At 51.4% G+C, this 19,234-nt stretch carries 9 protein-coding genes; 3 read left to right on the top strand and 6 right to left on the bottom strand.

All coding sequences use genetic code 11. From position 1 onward, the window contains the following. Positions 1 to 23: 23 nt before the first annotated feature. Together IPH59_17290 and IPH59_17285 are read right to left on the bottom strand one after the other, a co-directional pair. A complete protein-coding gene (locus IPH59_17290) occupies positions 24 to 1,946 on the bottom strand; it encodes a putative Ig domain-containing protein (GenBank protein MBK7093442.1) in 1,923 nt (640 codons plus the stop codon). A 690-nt stretch (positions 1,947 to 2,636) separates the two neighbouring features. Then, positions 2,637 to 5,177: a hypothetical protein gene (locus IPH59_17285; protein ID MBK7093441.1), complete on the bottom strand. Its 2,541-nt coding sequence runs from the start codon at positions 5,175 to 5,177 to the stop codon at positions 2,637 to 2,639. Positions 5,178 to 5,798: 621 nt separating this feature from the next. On the opposite strand from IPH59_17285, the gene IPH59_17280 reads away from it, so the two are divergent. The 3 genes from IPH59_17280 to IPH59_17270 are packed head-to-tail and all read left to right on the top strand — an operon-like array spanning position 5,799 to position 8,043. Next, the gene (locus IPH59_17280; protein ID MBK7093440.1) at positions 5,799 to 6,512 is read left to right on the top strand and encodes a hypothetical protein; all 714 of its coding nucleotides are present in this window, start codon (positions 5,799 to 5,801) and stop codon (positions 6,510 to 6,512) included. A 23-nt stretch (positions 6,513 to 6,535) separates the two neighbouring features. Then, complete coding sequence (locus IPH59_17275; GenBank protein MBK7093439.1) at positions 6,536 to 6,769, top strand: DUF4266 domain-containing protein; 234 nt, start codon at positions 6,536 to 6,538, stop codon at positions 6,767 to 6,769. Beyond that, positions 6,766 to 8,043, top strand: coding sequence for a DUF3570 domain-containing protein (locus tag IPH59_17270; GenBank protein MBK7093438.1), 1,278 nt, complete (start codon positions 6,766 to 6,768; stop codon positions 8,041 to 8,043). The genes IPH59_17275 and IPH59_17270 overlap by 4 nt, the downstream gene beginning before the upstream one ends. Before the next feature lie 188 nt (positions 8,044 to 8,231). Here IPH59_17270 and IPH59_17265 read toward each other — a convergent pair whose 3' ends face one another. The 4 genes from IPH59_17265 to IPH59_17250 all read right to left on the bottom strand — a co-directional run bounded on the left by IPH59_17265 (position 8,232) and on the right by IPH59_17250 (position 18,608). Further along, a complete protein-coding gene (locus IPH59_17265) occupies positions 8,232 to 10,862 on the bottom strand; it encodes a carboxypeptidase regulatory-like domain-containing protein (protein ID MBK7093437.1) in 2,631 nt (876 codons plus the stop codon). 409 nt (positions 10,863 to 11,271) lie between these two features. Next, entirely contained in the window at positions 11,272 to 11,973 is a 702-nt protein-coding gene (locus IPH59_17260; GenBank protein MBK7093436.1) for a hypothetical protein, read from the bottom strand. A 14-nt stretch (positions 11,974 to 11,987) separates the two neighbouring features. Then, entirely contained in the window at positions 11,988 to 12,725 is a 738-nt protein-coding gene (locus IPH59_17255) for a hypothetical protein (GenBank protein MBK7093435.1), read from the bottom strand. A gap of 69 nt (positions 12,726 to 12,794) precedes the next feature. After that, complete coding sequence (locus IPH59_17250) at positions 12,795 to 18,608, bottom strand: right-handed parallel beta-helix repeat-containing protein (protein MBK7093434.1); 5,814 nt, start codon at positions 18,606 to 18,608, stop codon at positions 12,795 to 12,797. Between the last annotated feature and the right edge of the window lie 626 nt (positions 18,609 to 19,234).

Here is a 19,234-nt window from a genome sequence, read left to right as displayed (position 1 = left end):
TTGCTTTTGTCATGAACCGCCATTTATGGACACGTAGCACAGGGCGCGGGCCCACCGCTAAAAATGAATCCTATCAAATAGACAGCATCCGAAATCGTGATGAAACCGCTGCAATCAGCATCGCCAGAGGCAAGTGGCTGTGGGGCATTTCCACCCGAAAAGATGAAGTTGATTAAATACACAACATCAGAGACTGTAACAGCCCCGCTCGCGTCGGCATCACCGCAACCGTAGCAGTAGCGGCCGCCTACGCCGTGGTTGTAGTGCTCATCAATTGTCTGTTCAGTAAGCGCATTGCCGTAAAATGCCAGTTCATCAAGAATGCCGCCGTAGCGATACTTGCCCAGTGCCGGACCGTTGAAGTAACCAATCGTCAGGGAATCATTTCCGACAAGGTTCTTTCCCGCCGTAACCAGCGTCGCCTCCGCAACTCCATCAACATAGAGCGTGAATGCGCCAGCGACCGCGTCGCGAACGAATACGATGTGGTGCCACAGACCATCGTTTACGACTGTGGTGCTGAATAGCTCTGTCCCTTGCAAGTAAGCGCGTATCCTCTGCACCGGCAGCGGCGACTCGCAATTGACGCCGACCCACCATCCGGCTCCGGAACGCCCGACAATGACTTCGTTATTGGCTTGTACTGTACCGCCGCAAACAGAGGATTCGTTCATCCAGAATTCGATTGAGTAGCTGTCCGTCGCGCTCCAATCCAAACTGCCGTCGTCCAGTACACTCAGTCCGTCATCTGTCCGGTCAAATGCCTGAGCGCCTCCAATATGTCCACCAATTGGGGTAGGACAGTTGCCACAATTCGCATTGTGTCCACCCTGACAGTCTGCGAAAGTGTTGCCGGTCATCTCATCAAGCTTCCAATAGTGCGTTAACCCAGGTGTGCAGAAACAGGCAGGGTCTACCTTGACCGAAAACGCCTGCTCATCGCTGCTTTCAGTATTGCTCGCCCGCACTTGGACATCGAAGGTCCCAACATACTGGGGTGTCCAACTGATCACTCCTGAGGTTTCGTCGATTGTCATGCCTGTCGGGGCTAACAGCAACGAGTAGGTCGGTATCGGCGAGCCAACGGCATCAACGTCGTAGTTGTATACCGTGCCAACGGTTGCTGCTGTTACAGGTGTAGAGACGATTGCGGTGAGCGTCGGAGCGTCACAATAACCTTGGCCGGTAGCACTGGCTGAAAAGTGATTCTCTATTTCTAAGTCTGTGAGAGCACTGTTATAAAGCGCAAACTCGTCCAGTAGCCCGGCATATTGGTATGCAGTTGAGTAGTATCCCAGTTGCAGCGGTCCGGCACCAACACGATTGCCGCCAGCTGCCGAAACGCTATTGTCAAGTACGCCGTCAATGAACAGACGGTATTCACCAGCTGTTGCGTCAAATACAAAGACGACATGATGCCAAACATCATCATTGACAGAAGCATTGCTGTACAAATCAGCCCCGCTGGTTCCGAAGTAACAGCGCAGCTTATTCGTGTTTCCTGCCGGAACGGTCTGGCAGTTGACACCAATCCACCATCCAGCGGCGACGCGACCGGCAATTACCTGATTGCAGTCATATCCCGTTTGGGTGCAACTGCATCCGTTTGACCGCATCCAGAACTCGATCGTGAAACTTGTCGTCGCGCTCCAATCGAAGCTGCCGTCATCAGGAATGTCCACTCGAACGTTGACGCCGTCAAAATCAATAGCATTGCCGAGCTTTCCCGTGGCAGTTGCCGGGCAGTTGGTGCAGATTGCATCATTAATGCCGTAGTAATCGTCGTACGGTCCACCAATGCTTTCATCAAACCTCCAAAAGCCGGTCATCCCGGTCGGGCAACCGCTTGGTTGCGCTCCAACTGTCGTGGCTCCCAGGAGCAGAAGGGCAGTCGTCATTAAACAGAGCAAACTGAGGAAGCTTGCCCGCGTGAACACTGATTTCATTGGTACCTCCCAAATTGGCATGTATTGGCCCATCCGGGCCGAAGTTTACGTAATGTCGAATTTTGCGAACGCGCACGGATCTCACGTTGCCGATTCGCTGACATCATGTTCCGACTTTCTCTCTCTTATTGGCGCGGAAAGTAGATTGTTGAAAACAAAGATGATTAACTTGTCCTCGAATATTCGAGGCTGCCTCCGCCTTAATTCTCGATTCTAGTTACCCCAATACCATTTTCAAGTAAATGTGATCCAAAAATGCAGATACGACTCACAAACGTTCTCCAACTATTCTGAACGCACAAAAGTCTCTGCTATCTATGCAAGAGCGCGAGCGCCGTCAGATGGACTCCGCGAGGACTACGCGTGCAATCTCAGGTACTCTCTTCACAGCAGACTACTGTGCGATTGTTTTCGGCCGATTGCCGGCATGTTAAGAATTCACTTCGAATGCAGTTAGTTCGGAGTCCGAACTAAGATGAATAGGTAGACCAATGTTGATTCAAAGATAACAACAGGGATAAATTTGTCAAGGAAAATCACGTCCATGTTCAGTAAGGATGGAGGATCTTTCCGCAAAAATCAGTCGTGCTAAATGTGGTTCGCCTCCACATCCAAGCCGCAAAATTTGCGGCGGTAGCGGCAGTACGTACAGACGATTACTATTCCATACCTACTATAGCCCGACCGGTACTACTTGCATTGTTCGCACGGCGCTGGACCACCGGCAAAGATGTAACCGATCAAGAAAACTACGTCGGAAATCGTGATGAAACCGCTGCAGTCAACATCTGCAGCTTCCGATGCCAGCGGCGGATTGCCGCCGCCAAATATGAAATTGATGAGATATACCGCATCGGAAACCGTCACAGCTTCGGAGCCGTCGACATCTCCGCAGTTGTAGCAATAGGTAGCGCCCCAGCCAAGATTGTAATGCTGTTCGATAACTACGACTGGCAACTTGTCGTTGTACAGCGCCAACTCGTCAAGCACTCCACCAAAGCGGTACTTGCCCGGATCCGGACCGTTGAACCAACCGAGTGTCAGGGGATCAGAAGCCGACAGGTTATGACCGGCTCCAGCTACACTGCGATCGAGAAGGCCATCAATATAGAGACGCCAGTTCCCGGCACCATTGTCGCGCAGAAACACGACATGATGCCATTCTCCATCTGTCACCAAAGCGTTGCTGATAATATCAGTGCCTTGAATGTAACAACGCAGCTTGCCCGCATTCCCACCCGATTCGCACATCACGCCAATCCACCAGCCTGCACCAGAACGTCCGATTACGACTTCGTTGTTTGGCTGCGTAAGACCGGCACATCCCAATGATTGCTTCATCCAGAATTCAATCGAGAAATTCTGCGTCGCATTCCAATTGAAGGTACCGTCATTGCTGATAGTGGCCTCGTCATCCATGCGGTCAAACTGCTTCGCGAAGTTGACCTTTCCGGGTACTGCCTGAGGGCAATTCGAACATACCGCCGAGTTTGTTCCCACCAGGTCAACGTACACGCTTCCGCTACTTTCATCCAGCTTCCAATAATGAATCAGATTTGATGGACATGAAGGTAACTGTGTGACTTCAATGAAGAACGACTGCGTGTCCGCGCCAAACGAATTCACCGCAACTAGCGACACAGGAAACGTGCCAGCCATCGACGGCGTCCAATTTGCGAGACCGGTAATGCTCTCAATGCTCATTCCAGATGGTCCGGCGAGCAGGCCATAGTGCGGAGCAGGATTTCCTGAAGCGTTTACATCGTAGCTGTACACATCTCCGACAAATCCCTGTCCAAGCGGTGTCGTGTAGATCGTCGAGGCTGCCGGTTCACCGTCGCAGTATCCCAATCCTCCGATTCCTGCGCTATAGTGCGACGCCAAGGTGCTGGCAGGAAGCGCAGAATTGTGCAATGCCACTTCATCTATCTTTCCTTGGAAATGGGAGCCCACTTCTAGTGCGAGATATCCCAATGTAACGTCTGAGGTCGAAACGAAGCCGTGTGAAAAGGTCGCACTCGTTGTAGCGTGTTGATTGCCGTTTACATAAAGCTGGGTCAGCCCACTACTGCCGTCTCGCGTCGCAGACAAATGATACCACTGCCCCGGAACCAGAGTGATCGTAGATACTAAGTCTATTGTACTTCCATTGTCCTGCAGGTGAAAGTTCGCTTTGCCGTCAGAATTCACACCCAATGACCAAGCCGTAAACGAACCGCTGCCTGCGCGACCAATTAATCCAACGTTCGCTCCATTGACTTCCGTAGCGTTGCACCACAGTTCTATTGAGAAATCACTCGATGCCGACCAGTCGAAGCTGCTTTGCGTCGGGACAGTGACTGAAACGGCACCAGAGAACAAGAGACTGCTGCCGACAACGCCAGTTGTTGCACCCGGACAACTGCTGCACACGGCATCAGCAGTACTATATGAATCGAAATAGGGGGGACCACCGGCTTCGTCGAGTTTCCAATAGTGACTGATACCGCTTGGGCATCCGCCTTCAAGAAGAAACGGTCGCAAATGCGCAAACCACTGTGCTGCCATTTTCGGATACCCGTGAGAGTTTGGATGCAAATAGTCATACATGTCGCCGGTCATGCCTGAAGTATCAATCGTATATATCAATCCGGCGCCGTCTTCCATATCAACCATCACAAGGCGATCGTTCTGACCTGCCACTCTTGCCAGCGCCATTGCTTCGACATTATCATTGAACTGCGTTGTTGTTGCGCTGTAGGGTACTCTTTGAATTATGCGGGCAATAAACACTGTGATCGGCATGTCGTGATCTGCCTCATAGCGGTCAACCTCATTGAGAATACTGGCCACATCGTTGGGGCTCGCATCAAGACCATTGGTTCCAATATGCAGAAGTATCACATCCGCCGGGTTGGATGTTAACCAGTCGTAGATGTTTGCCGCAATCTGTGCGTCCGTCCAGCCCGAGTGCCCCTCATTGTCTGGATCAAAAGCCGGCACTGCATCCTGCCCGGCAACGAGACTGCCGACGAAATTCACGTCGAACCCTTCAGCCTGAAGCGCTAACCACAGCGGCTGGCGATAGCCTGTACGCAGACCGTCAGGCCTGGTGTCGCCAAATGTGATGTCCCAGGTAATCGAATCGCCCAAAGGCATGATGCGGACTAGTTGTCTCTTCTGTCCAACGATTCCAGAGAAGAGCAGAAAAGCAAGTGAACAAAGTGCGAGTAGAGAGGACCACCGGATCATGACAGGTTTCCCTTCTGATTGTAACCAACCATCTGAAATCATTCAAGTACTGAACGAAGTAGTCTGCCTCCCGGTAGTGACGATCACGATCGAGGACTCTTCGGATAGATCAATGTATAAACGCAGTAACCAATTGACGATTGTTCGCGGTTGCAGTTAAGTGTGGAAGATCTGGAACGAATCGCTCAACTTGGGCTCGAATAACGAGCGAATATCATCCACCTAAATATAGACAGATTATTCCAAATGTCAATCGTAAGTTGCGTTCCTTGATGAGAATCAACTGCAAGCGCACCAAGAGAGCGCCTTCCTGATGCCAGATTCCCAACAAGATTCGCGTCCATTTGCAGGGGCCGCTCTGCTACAAGGGCTTCGGCAGGATGATGCAGTTCTTCGTGCGGCTTTCCGACAGGAGTGCTCATTCTTCGCAACACCATGAGCCATTCTTGCACACCGTCCTATCCGCATGTCAGTCACTATTTTTGGCCTCAACGTCATTTTTCTAAAGTTCGCCATTTTCAAGGTCGAAAGATAGACTAGACCAGTAGATAACTTTCGTGAAGAATCCGCAATTGACAGCAATGTCACAAACGAGTGTTTATTAGTTGAAAGGAGACCGATATGAAACGAACTGTAATTGCTACCTTGATGCTGATGACCGCACTCAGTTCGGCGGCATTGGCTCAGAGCGAACAACAGGCAGAGAAGGTATCGACCGGGCACATTCTGTATGAAAACCGATACTTCACCGGTGAAGTGTATACTGGTTACTTTGCAGGTGTCGGACTGCATGTGGCTGCGACCGTCAATCATTTCGCCGACGGATTCCCGTTCCAATTACGCCTCGGCCTCGGTTATGCCTGGGTGCCGACTGGCGATGCGATGAGAGCGCGCCGGGTGTTTATTGACCAGAACACGAATGGGTCGCCTCGTGGTCACGGCAAGATGTGGGACGCTCGCGTCGACATACTTATGCCGATAAAGCTATTCTCGCTCAAGCGCAGTCGTCTCTTCTTTGGCCCTCGCAAGGCATCCTATACTGCGTACTTCGAGTACATCGGCGGCAACGAGACCTTTGACGTCATCAGCAAGCCTTGGGGCGTTGGCGGCGGTCTTGAAACCTCTTTTGCACTCAGCCCGCGAGTCGATATGATCGTCACTGCCGGAGCAGACTACTACTTCCGAAGCTTGCTCACCGGACACGATACTTACTATCGCCCCAATGGGGACGACCTCAATGCTAAAGAAGACTTTACATACAAAGACGCTGATGAAGCAGTAGCCCAACCCAACCTGAACTCACGCATCATGTTTGGTGTTGCATATCGCTTCTAAGGGATATCGGGACGAGGTAGGAAATGAAGATTCGAAGAGTTGTAACCCGTGCGATTGTCAGTCTCATGATTTCCGGTCTTCCCGGAGGTTGCGCCTCCGTGGGAGTAGAAGTATGGGAACGCGACGTTCTTTCCAAACCGGAAATGCAGCTTAATCATCAGGCCAACAATCGCACGATCGACGATCACATATACTTCAGCAAGGAAGCCGCCAGCGGAGGTCGTGGATTCGGTGGCGGTGGTTGCGGGTGCAATTGAAGAACTCAAAGTCAATAAGCAAGTCAGTTGCTGCACTTACGGCAGCATTACTCGGTACAACGGTGACCGGTGCGTCTGCGCAGAATCACCAGGAGACTTCGATTCTGATTTACTCTGAAAAGAATCGAATCCGCGCTACCGAAGGCAATTTCACTTTGAGCAAAATGCTGAGAAACGACTATACACTGAATCTACGACTCACTTACGACGGTCTTACCGGCGCTACACCGACCGGTGCTTCACCCTCGAAGTATGCGCAGACAATTACTCGTGCCTCTGGCGGCAAGACCATCAGCGTTCCAGCAGGTGAGCACCCGGTGGATAATTCATTCAAGGATACGCGCTTCGCCGCTGAAGCCGGATTGTCGCGCCCGCTGGGTCGGCTAAATACACTGTCGTTTGGCGCTCATGCCTCCAGTGAGCACGATTATACTTCGCTCGGTATCAACGGCGGCATTGCACGCGACTTCAATCGTCGCAATACCACTATTGGACTTTCATTGGCAATTGCTCGCGATGTTTCCAAACCAGTCGGCGGATACCACGAGCCATTTTCAGATATTGACGCCGAAATCGAAGATGATCGCGAGACCAGGCTTGAACGATTCTCGGGCAAGAAACGAAATGTCTATGACGTCATTGTCAGTCTGACTCAGGTAATGGACAGACAGACTTTGCTCGTGCTCAATCTTTCGCTCAATCGAGCAAACGGCTACCTCACCGATCCATACAAGATCATCAGCGTAGTCCAGGCTCCGGACGGTGAAGATCCCGGCGAACCGGCGACGAGCATTTTTGAGAATCGGCCGGACAGTCGCAGCAAAAACGCGGTCTTCGCCGAACTCCGCCGCAACCTGGGTCGAAGCACTGCCGGTCTGCAATATCGATACTTTTGGGATAGCTGGGGTGTCGCGGCTCATTCTATCGACGCAACAATGCGCTTCGACTTCAATAAGCGAGGCGCTATCCATCCGCGCGTTCGCTGGTACCACCAGTCGGAAGCCGATGTCTACCAGCCATTCCTGGTCCAAGGCGTACCGTTGCCCGCTTATGCATCTTCCGATAGCAGACTCGCCGCGTTCGATGCCTATACCTTTGGTATGACATACAGCGTTCCTGTGAAGAATGGCTCTCGTCTAAATCTGACAGCTGAATACTACGCACAACGTGGTGACAGCAGCCCGCCGGAAGCATACGGTTCGTTGCTTACCTTCGACCTGTTCCCCAAGTTGGATGTAATAATGCTCCGAGTGGGATACGAGCGGGACTATTAGGTTGAACTGGCAAGTCAGACACAGGGTCGAATCGGAGCACTGATGTTACTCGCTCTTTCCCAAATGATCCCTACGTGCGATATCAGCGAGGCTGGGTAATCAGCCTCGCTGCCTTTTTACCGCGACTGAGAACTCCCTTACGATGGATGCTGTTCGCATACCAGCCAATCAGCGAAGCATATCTACTGTCAATTCACCAGCGGAGTCATGTTTCCCTTGGATTGACCAGGTCTGAATTCGATCAGATAATCTGTTCCGACCAAGAACCGGAAATCGATACTAATGCGCACCTTGGCGCAATCAACCTCCCATTCGTCGTTCGTGCCATCATCATTTGAATCACTGCCCGAACAGTCACAAGTCTTCCAACCGGATAAGTCAAGGTTTATGGCACCCGCTACAACATCGCCAAGCTCGGTGCCCCATTCAGTCAAAAATATATCGCCCGGCACAGTTACCCCGCAATTGCACCCGAGGGCATCAGGGTCCTGATAGAAACTGAATACCATCGGCGCATCAATTGTCTGTTCATAGCGGCATAGTCGTAAAGTCGTACCAAACAACACAGCACACTTTACGTCGAAGGCCGAGCATCCCCAATACTCAATTCCGCCTACCGGATAGTTTCCTGCTTCCTCGATTAGTGAACTTGTCAGTCCTATCTCGACAAAGTCGAAGTCTGAGTTGGAAGCACCCCGGACTCCCGTACCTAACATCGTCATTAACGGACTTCCGCCGAAATCGCATTGATCAGCAAAGAGAGCCGGTTTGCGCAGCCCGACTTGCGGGAAGTTCAATTGGTTACTGCTCTCGTAATTGCCGTTATTGTCCATGTCAAAATAGACTGTTCCAGTCATGGACGGGTCTGGCACGAGGATCAAATCGCGAGGAGCCGTGATGTTGCCCGCCTGTTGCACACTCACTTGGAACGAATCTGCTTTGTAATCCTCGTGTGATGCCACTACCCACCAGTTACCCACTGGAAGACTTATCGTGTAGGCTCCGGAACTGGACGAAGTCCGCAGTAACTGTTGATTGCCGCCAATCTGTTTAGCTTCAATCTCTGCGTCGTCTGCAAAGTAAGGGGGGGTGATACCGTGATACTGCAGAATCTGATTCAAGACCATTCCGCTCAGTCCACCAGTTTGCTTCTCGAGAATGATGTTCTGATCTATCGTCTGATTCTTGACGACCATGATGCCTACTGTCACCGTCTTGTAACCACTCTTGGTCGCCTGCAGGCTTTTTTCGCCGACACCAATATTCTCGAAGTGGAAGTAACCGGTGTTACTAGTCGTTTGCTGGTGAGCAGGGTGCATTGGATTATTTTCATCCCCGAGAAGTTGCACTACTGCTCCGGAAATTCCGAGACCGCTTTGCTTGTCGCCTACGTATCCCTGCACGGCGCCGAAGTCTGTATATTCTTTCCATGCAACGAAGCTCGTTCGAAACATGCTCGAATTGAACCCGAGTACGGCGCGGAATCCTTGGGTGACGCTGTTGAACGCCAGCGCAGCTTTGACCGGTACTGCAATCCATTTGCCGAGTGCCTGCAATGCCTGACTGGAAATCGCGACTCCGCTTACCGCGTAAAACGCCTGGCGATAGTCATCAGAGTTCACTATGCGAGAAAGAAACTGTTTGACGATCCAATAGGACGCGCCTGAAGGATCATTGGCCTCAACATAGGCGTTCAAGCGCTGCAGATTCGCTAACTCGGTGTAGACAAAGGAAACGAGCTTGATATCGTTCTTCACCAAATCCGCGATTCGGTCCGAACCAGCAGGCACCACCACATTGGCGACCACCGACATAGTATGTCGACCCAATTCCCAGATTGCAGTCATGGCGCCAGCCATGTGAGCCAGATTTCTTTCGTCCATTGACAAGTTATGCCAACGGTTAGCATCGATCATGAGGAAGCCGTAACCGTAGACATTTAACCTCAGCGTGTCTCCACCAGGGACGAGTTGATGCGTAAAGTCGCGCCGCGACGGTGGAAACGGCGTTCCTTGTGACTTGATCATGTCCAGAAAATCTCCGCTCGGGAAAATAAAGAACGAATCAGTCGGAGTCGTGCAATAGGCCCACCGGCAATAGGAGTTCTGAATCCGGAATCTGTCGCCTCCCTCCGAAGTCAGCAGCAAACCACCTTTTTCCGTACTCGGAACTATCTCCGGCGGCGAATCGAGCGACTTCTGCTCGGTTCCTGGCTTGTCACAACCGATCAGCGGGAAGAGTTTATGAATCTGTGACGGGAACGATTCGACATAGGCGCGAATGACCTCACTGACAAGTGCATCAAGAAGCGGGTCGGAAACACTCAACGTCCGGGCATCTGCTTCCATCTTGCTGACCAGATAATCGTGCAAGGAGACAAACTGCTCCAGCGAATCAAGTCGGTCTAAAATTGCTTCAGCGTCGGAATGATCACAGTTGCAGACAAAAGGATGCAGGAACACCAGTGCCTTCGCAGTCGACGTGGCATCGAGATTCAGTTTCAGGTCCGTCTCAGGATCGGCGACAATCTGCATGAGAAGTACTTTGCCGTCCTGATCCGAAGCCATCGCCAGCCCGGCAATGTGTGCATTTCCAACAATGGAAAAGCTCCTGTTCGTGTCGACGGTAGCGACGTTCGAGCCGAAACTCACAGTTATCTCGTTTGCAGCGACGACTGCACCAGGAAAGACAAGAGTCCCGTTCATCTGGACTTCGCTCTTGGTCGGCGTAGTAGGATTGTCGTCTGAACAATGAACACAGAATCCCAGCAGGATCGCCATATAGACCACGGCGCGAACAAAAACTCGAATCGAACACATAGATTCCTCACCTCAAGAAAATGGAGTCTCCAGGCGCGAGTAAGAAATGAAATTCAAAGGTGTGTTTGCACTTTGATAATAAACAAAAACATCCACAATGTCAAGCCGAAGGGCGAAAGGAGATAGGCAGTATAACTATAGCTTGATGGGCAAACCGCTAGACAAGGAGGTTTCGGATATCGATTGGTCGATTATTCGCCGCGCACTAATACCAAGAGGTCATCCGGACACGAGCGGACAACCCTGAAATTGCAATCGTCGTTCGAGGGCCGGTACCAGTGCGCTCGCCAATTGTAACTGGCTAAGCCGACATTTGAGTGCACCATTCCAGAGCGAAGATTCTTGGCGGCCCGCCTGCAATTGGCAGTGCCCGAAACTCAATCAATAAATCAAGAACTCGCTCTGCCCTCTAATAGCATGGACCGCATGGCGCAGGTCCGCCGCCAAAGATGTAGTCGATCAGGTAAACAACGTCGCTTATGTTGGCTGTTGCATCGCAGTTGACGTCGCCAACGAATTGATCCGGGATCGGTTCCGGTCCGCCGCCGAATATCCAGTTGATCATATATACCACGTCAGAGACTGTAATGCGATTGTCGGCGTTTACGTCTCCCACGAATTGACAGACTTTTACCCAGCCGTTGACGGGATCATAGGTCAACGGTTCATTGTCGCCATTACGGGCACGAATGGATGTAAACTCCAGATTGCTTTCACCAAAGCCGATCGTGTAGAAGCGAATACTTGCCAGCACTCCGCTGCCTGACACCGTAAATCCGTCGCCCAAAATTGCACCATCAATATAGAGCGTTGAAGAATCAGGTGAGAACCCCACCCAGAAAAAAGTCGGCAAACTGGAGGTAGGCAGAAGATAGCCTTCCGTCACACTCAAGGAGTCAGTTCGAATCACATTTCGGTCAAAGGTAATCTCTACCGAAAAGGCCTTGAGATTTGTCGATCCGGCATCCACCGGCATGAATACATCAAAAAGTGAATCTCGGAACACAACTGTGCTATCCGGTATGAGATACATCGCCGGTGCGGCAAACAGCGTTGGCGCGATCATCATCACGAGCAACAATATCAAAGAGGTCAAAATTCTATTCTTCATCTTCCTGTTCCTTGTTAATCACACGGGTTACAGGGCGCGGGCCCGCCGGCAAATATGTAGTTGATCAAGTAAACTGCGTCCGATATCGTGATTGTGCCGTTACAATCCGCATCGCCGACCAGTTTGATCGGATGTGGTGCCGGTCCGCCGGCGAAAATGTAGCTTATCAAGTAGACCGCATCGGAGATATTGACCATTCCGCTGAAGTCCGCATCACCGAACATAAACGCCGTAGGGCAGACGATAACCAGCCCATTCAGCGAGTCATCCATCGCAATTTCTACATTGACCTCATCAAGTATGTCCGATTGCCGAAACACGACGCCCGATGCACCGTGTCCAACCGCAACAAACGTCATCCTCAACAAACTCCCCGGTCCATCGACATTCACGAGTGGTCCGAACAGCGAAGCCAGAAGTTCGTACACGTAAGTTGGCTGTGTGCCGCTGAAGACGTGTGTTGTGTCAGTCCAGAAAAAGAAAGCGCCCGATGGTCCGTTGAAGAACGGTTCCTTGGCGGCGCCGATCATTTTTATGATCGTAGTGTCAACTTCGATATCAAAGAAGTACGACTTCACGTCAATGACCGTATCAACGGCGATATACAACGAGAATGTGTCGTTCAGTCCGACAATTTTCTCCTCCGGAAAAATGAAAACGTTTCCGGTACTATCTGATGTCTGTCCATGCGCCATGCTTGCCAGTGTCAGCAACAACAACAGGAAGAGGCGCAATTTGCGGTAACTTATCATAATAGTGCATCCCAACTATCGAACCGGACCTGCAGGCGATTACCCGCAGGCCCGGTTTCGTTGTAACGGTTACTTCAACATGGTCATCTTGACAGTCTTCTGGAAGTCGGCCGTCTCGAATCTATAGAAATAGATACCCGAGGCTACCTTGCTGCCTGAATCTGTCGTGCCATTCCAAACTACTTCGTGCGTGCCCGCAGCCTGATAATCATCAACCAGCGTCCGCACTAACTGACCCATAATGTTGTAGACCCGGATCGATACCTTGGTCGCCGTCGGCAAACCATAGGAAATCGAGGTTTCCGGATTAAACGGATTGGGTGAGTTCTGACCGACGGTGTAACGCGTCGGCAGAGCAACTTCGGAAATCGGTTCCGGCTGCTCGACAATCTGAATCTGCTCAACAACCGAGTTGTTCTCGTTGTCTCTGATCTCCGCACGAGTCAGTCTCGCACGTGGAGCAGTCGCCGAGCGTGTCTGGAACTTCAGTGTAGCAACCACACCTGAACCGGTGAATGCCGAACCTTGTCCCAGCACTGCCGCCGAAATTGATACCTTGTTGTCTCCTACCAACGGTTTGTAGAAGATCGGCAAGCTCGGGCTCGCCAGGTCATTACCAATCGTCGAAGAGATATAGGTTAACTGCGTCGGATCAAAACTAATCTCACCGATCAACGACTTCGCGTCGTTCGAGCGGTTCGACAAGTACAGATCAACGTAGTAGCCGTCATTCGTCAAACGGTCCACCAGCTTCAAACCGGCAGTCTGTTCAATCGGCGCTCCAGTCAGCGTCGGGCTATTCTTCGCCGCCATCGGAGCTACGTTATTGAAATTGATCGCAAAGATCGCCAGATCTTCGAACTCGACCATGTCGTCCGGAAGCGGAATGCCCTTCGGACTGTTGTTATGCGTCGGTCCAAAGTCGGCATGATTTACATAGCCGCCTTGACCTTCGTTCAAACCATAGGTCGAAGTGAAGACTGTCAGGTCGGTGAAGTACACATTGCCGTCAAACGGGAGACCAATATCACCGAGCCAATATGAGGTCGCACGCGCTTGTGCCGGCACAGCCGCTACTGAGTAGTTGCCTGCCGCATCATAAGCAAATGCGCCGAAATAGTAGATGTCGCGGGTCGCATTGCTAAGACCCATTACATCGAGATGGTTCGCTGGCGAACTCGGAGTTGCGGCGGCTGTAAGCACCGTCGTGCCGACACCTTGATTGGCCGGATAAGCCGGCGCCGGTGTTGGGGTCGGAGCACTGCCGTAATCCGGAGAATCCGTCCACGGGACTCTCTGAATCTTAACACCAACGACATCTGCAGAACTCGAGTTGGTCCAAGTCAACTGAATCTTGTTGTGTCCAGGCTGGGCGACCAAAGCGGTCGGCGCAAGCGGGGCAGTAATGTCTTTGGTGAAGCACCAAGTATAGGTGCAGGAATCAGAGTTTGCACGTCCAAAGTCGTCGGTGACCTTGAAACGGATACAATGCGAAGCTTCCGTCAGTGCAGTAAACTCCGCACCTGTCATCGACCAAGCCGCATTGTTATAAGCTGTTCCGGCCAAACCAGTCGCAATCGGCAACCAGCCGCCCGGAGTGCAACCATCGATCTGATAATAGACCGCGCTCAGGTCGCAGTCATCACCAGCGGTCAGACTGAGGACTGGATTCGTATTATAGAATCCACCGGTTACCGGCGAATTGACGACGATGGTCGGATCAGCACAATTCGACTGGAAGTCGACTGGCGACGCCATCGGCACAACAATCGGTGCATTCGTGTTGTCGCGCAGATCCAGGTAGGTCATCGTAATGTCACCACTGACGCAGGAAGTGCCTCCGTTCATGGCAACAGTGAACAATCCGTCCGGACCACTGGTCGTACCTACCAGAACACCAAGATTGACCTTGAGTGTGCTTCGTCCCGGCGACGAATTCAACACTTGCGAGTAGGCAAGGAAGAAATTGCCGTCCAGCGCAGTAACGCTTGCCACTGTCAATTCTGCCGGGTATTCCAGCCAGATATTGGCGGCATCAAGCATCGTGACACCTTCGCCAATGTTGACATCAAAGGTGAAATTGCCTGCGCAATTGTACACGATGGTATTCGGAGTCATGTCCATACCGCAGCTGTTGGATGGATTGGCGTCAATATTTCCGCCAGTTCCGCCAACGGCGTATGTTCCGACACCGGACCAGTCGCCCCAGCAATTCTGATCGTAGAAGTTGCCTGCCTTGTTGTCGGTGGCATTGGCGGTATTGACGAATAGATTGAGCGTCGCATTTACCGACGTTCCAATATTGGGCTGGCTGGTGTAAGTCGAGCCACTACCATTATTGATACCCAGTGCATTCTGCATGAATTCATTACCAGTAAGGACCGTCAATGCCGTCTTGCCGGCTTCGGCTACGAGGTATGCTCCCTCAACAAAGTTGCTAAATGAGTTGTTGGCAAAATTAACCGATACGTTGCCCGAACCATAACCCCAGATATCGGTGGTCACATAGATACCGGCGCTATTGGGTTTGCCCATACCATCAGCAATGTTGTTCGTGAACTGCACAACGGGTATCGCCACGGCATTCGAACCCGCACAAGTAAGTGCAACGTCAACATTGGTAATCGTATTGAGATTAACTGTCGGCGCGAGGTATGGCGCGAATACAAATATACCGTAGCCATTGGTCGGGCTGTTCGAGATGTTGTTGTTCTCGATCAGGTCGGCCGTACTGCCGCCAGTACTTCCGGCATTGTCGGTATGAATGCCGCTGCCGGATGCAGTAACCGTATTGTATGTGAACGCACAACCAGTTGACCAATTTGACGCGATTGCATCATTGCAATTGGACACCGTGTTGTGGTCAAACACACCGCCGCCGCCGAAATTGAACATGCCAATCGAGTTAGATTCGCCATTGACATTGTCAACTACGTTATGATGGAAATTGAATGTTCCACCTGACGAGGCGTATATCGCACGAAGGTAGATATTCTTAACAGTGCAATACTCGACCATCAAATTATTAAACACGCCAAGCGGGTGATTCGTAATGATGCCGTTGCGGGCATCAAGATCCGCACCGCCAACGACCAAGCCGCTTGTTAGAGCTGGATTGTTACCATCAAAAGTGAATCCGTTAATCAGAACATTGTTCGCCTGGACAAGTACCAAATTGCTTGCCCCTGGAGGCAATGATCCTGAGCCTGGATTCGGTGCCGACAATGCCGGCACAACAAATGTCGAAGCCGAACCTGCACCAAGCAGAGTCATTGGTTTGGTTACAACTAAGTTGTCTACATAATTGCCAGCGGCAACATTGACAGTTCCAGTCGTCAAGACACCTGACGATACCGCCGCACCGATTGTCTGAAGCGGCGCAAGACTGCTTCCGAATCCGCCCGGTGCCGCCGAGTCGTCAACGTACGATACCGCACGGCCCTTATCGGTCGGCGTAAACTGCGCATCGACATATGCGTTGTTATTCGCAAGACTCAATGCCATCGGATCCGGATACCAGATTGGGCCGTTGGCGCCAAGTGATGGGAGCAGTGCGATTTCCGCCCCTTGATTCGGCGGCAGCGGCCAGCTGTTGTTGGTAAACGTCAGATTCGCACCTTCATTTACCCAGCCGCGAGTACCAGATACCGCATTATTGGAAATCGTTCCTGTCGTCGGCCCGCTGAAATAGCCCGGCTGACGAAGAGTGTGAATAGTATTGCCGTCGATCAGCAATCCACTTAACCCGCCTGTGCCAATCATTGCACGGCTGACGATTCCGTTCACGCTCCAGGGTGTTCCCGGATCGGGACCGTAGATCAGGTTATTCAGAATCGAAAGATTATTGGCCGCGACGTAAATCAGAGCGTGATTCGTCACCAGGTCGGTCTTCTGAATTTCCAAATCCCGTAATGTCACGCCCGCCGTAGACAGATTGAAAGCGTATCCGACTGCTGCGGATACCTGCACAATTGATAGACCTGCACCCGCGCCGTCAATCGTTACGTTTGGCTTGTTCACGTTGACCGTGCTCGCAAGCACATAGGTACCGGGCATCACATTCACAGTGCTTCCCGAAACCAAGTCTATGCCTTCTTGAATTCGACCGACCGCGCCCAATTGTGCGTAATCGTCATCTACATACAACTCAGAGAAATCACCCTGGAATCCAATGATGCCGTTTCCTGTGCTGATATCGGTATCAGTACCAAGACCAAGCCACGGCGTGAAGTCTATCTCGGAGATTCCAGCACCTCGTACTGAGACTGCGCCTCCCGGAGGCGTTGACGTACCACCATACTCAACTGGAATCTGCAGACTGTATCCCGGCTCACTGCCATTAGTATTGGCCGTAGTTAAGGTCGCCGAACCCAGCCAGTTACCTGAGAAGTTCTTGACTCCACCAGTCAGACTGCGATTTTCGATCTCAGTGTACCAGTTGCCTTCGATCTTGTTGTTGAAGAAGACTGTCCCTGTCGCGTCCTCAGTTGAAAATGCCAACCAGAGAACTCCCACAGTCCAGTTATTCGTGATGTAGTTCTCGACTATCGTGTTGTTAGGACACTGATTCCGGAAAATCATACCTGTGCGATTGAAGTCTATGATGTTGTTGTGAATGTTGTTGCCGGAGGTGAAGTTCAGGTCGATACCGTTACGGTTGCCGGTGATCTTGCAATTGCGCAATTCGGCATTCCCAGACATTCCTTGAACGGCAAAGCCGACAGACTTGACGTTTGTGTTCCAGTCCGTTACATTATTGCCGTCACGAGTGATCGTGAATCCATCGACAATTACGCCGGCGGCTGTCGCGACTCGCACTGTCGCCAGATTGGCGCCCGTCTTGAGTCCAACGATTGTTGATACGTCAATACCTGCGCCTTGGAGCGTCAACGCCTTTGTAATGTTGACATCTTCAAGATAAGTTCCAGGAGCAACTTCTATCGTATGCCCTGCAAGTGTCTGAGCATCATCAATCGCTTCCTGAATCCCCGCAAAAGTCTCACCAGTATTGATATTCTTGACTGGCCCGACGAAATTCACCAAGTCTCCGCCATTGTAAATGGAAGTTTGGAGATAATCAAGGTGAGCAATGCAGTCTCGTTGCGAGGAGCCCAGCCCGAACTGGATACTGCTGATGTTTGCGCCTGCCCCGAATAAGATCGGTCCCCAGACGCCGTCAGCCTGCCAGCCTGCAAGGGTGTTTGGGCCAGCGGGAGGAAGAGAGCCCGCAATTCCGACCCAATTTGCGTTGCTGGCTTGACGATAAAGATACCACTGTCCGTTATTGAGGTCAACGGTAGGGGTGTTCCAAGCATTCGCCACCGGTGCGCCATCAACATGAACGAGGACTAAGTCCCATTCAGACTCGCCTGATCGCAAGGCTGTATAACCGTTCTGCGATTGACCAACTCCTGTTCCCCAATGGATTGACTGAATGCCAATCTTGAACGCCAGCGTGCGCACCGTCGGATTCGGTTGCATGTACCAGCCATAAGTCGCTGTGAAGCTACCGCCGACAAGATCAGATGCTGGGGCGAAGAACGAAGTCGTGTTAATCGTGCTGATGTTCGATTTGCCGTTGTTTCCAAGGGTACCGTCCATCGACACAACACCGCCGTAGGTCGCACCAAGCGGTCCGCCAGCGAACTTGATTTGTTGCGCTATTGCGGCATCGTCTGCTGCTGTAGGTGTCTGCCCCGGCTTTCCGGCATTAGTAAAGTTGATTCCGACAAGGTCAGTACCCGCGCTGTTGCGCGTATCGTCTGATCGCCAGCCGTAATCGCCAAACGTCTTGATCTCGATCGTTGCTGCCTGCATCGAAGCTGCGAGCAAGAGCAAAAACGAGAGCATGAGACCAATAATAAGTTTACGTCTTTCGAACATTATCTCATTCCTCCAATAGATTTGAACATCCTCCGAAAGGAATTCCCCAAATGGAACGCGAATGCGCCGAGCTTATGTCGCGCATATCTGTGTCCCGCTTACTGCCTGCTATAACTCGTGAATGTTGTAATCTCGCCAGAGTGCCCGCTCCTTTGTCCAAGTCATCCGCATGCGTTCGATACGAAAGCGTGCGTGCCTTCACACCACTGACTACGACATCACCTCCTGCCAACTTGTCCAGATCGTGATCGCCAAAATTGCGAATCAAACGATTATTCCCGGAATTGTGTCGTCCGTCCCAAAAGCCTGCGCTTTGAGACTAACTTGCCCCCAAGTTTTGTTAGATAAATTAAGTCGCTTGCCCTCCGCATTTTCATGAAAGTATAGAAGAGTACTGAAAATCAAGAAGCCTGCTTGATCGGCCCTTGAACTAAATACCTGCTTTACCGTTAAATCTGATTCAAATTGCCCTTACTGTGAGACCACGAGTATGTTCAAACCTACCTATCGAATCACCAAGAGTCAACTCTGCTATTCATGCTAAAAATAGGCACGTACTTCGTACTCGACGTACGTAGTCGCAAACTCGATTGCTTCTGCCAATGCTTTGCGACAAACAACATTGA

The sequence above is a fragment of the bacterium genome, assembly GCA_016708315.1.
Classification (GTDB): Bacteria; Zixibacteria; MSB-5A5; order CAIYYT01; family CAIYYT01; genus JADJGC01.
This window is presented reverse-complemented; position numbering and strand designations above follow the sequence as displayed.

What these genes read in the sequence shown, in the direction of transcription:
- IPH59_17285 (MBK7093441.1), bottom strand. Translation starts at nt 5,177, where the DNA reads ATGATCCGGTGGTCCTCTCTACTCGCACTTTGTTCACTTGCTTTTCTG.
- IPH59_17250 (MBK7093434.1), bottom strand. Translation starts at nt 18,608, where the DNA reads ATGTTCGAAAGACGTAAACTTATTATTGGTCTCATGCTCTCGTTTTTG.
- IPH59_17275 (MBK7093439.1), top strand. Translation starts at nt 6,536, where the DNA reads ATGAAGATTCGAAGAGTTGTAACCCGTGCGATTGTCAGTCTCATGATT.
- IPH59_17290 (MBK7093442.1), bottom strand. Translation starts at nt 1,946, where the DNA reads ATGAAATCAGTGTTCACGCGGGCAAGCTTCCTCAGTTTGCTCTGTTTA.
- IPH59_17255 (MBK7093435.1), bottom strand. Translation starts at nt 12,725, where the DNA reads ATGATAAGTTACCGCAAATTGCGCCTCTTCCTGTTGTTGTTGCTGACA.
- IPH59_17265 (MBK7093437.1), bottom strand. Translation starts at nt 10,862, where the DNA reads ATGTGTTCGATTCGAGTTTTTGTTCGCGCCGTGGTCTATATGGCGATC.
- IPH59_17280 (MBK7093440.1), top strand. Translation starts at nt 5,799, where the DNA reads ATGAAACGAACTGTAATTGCTACCTTGATGCTGATGACCGCACTCAGT.
- IPH59_17260 (MBK7093436.1), bottom strand. Translation starts at nt 11,973, where the DNA reads ATGAAGAATAGAATTTTGACCTCTTTGATATTGTTGCTCGTGATGATG.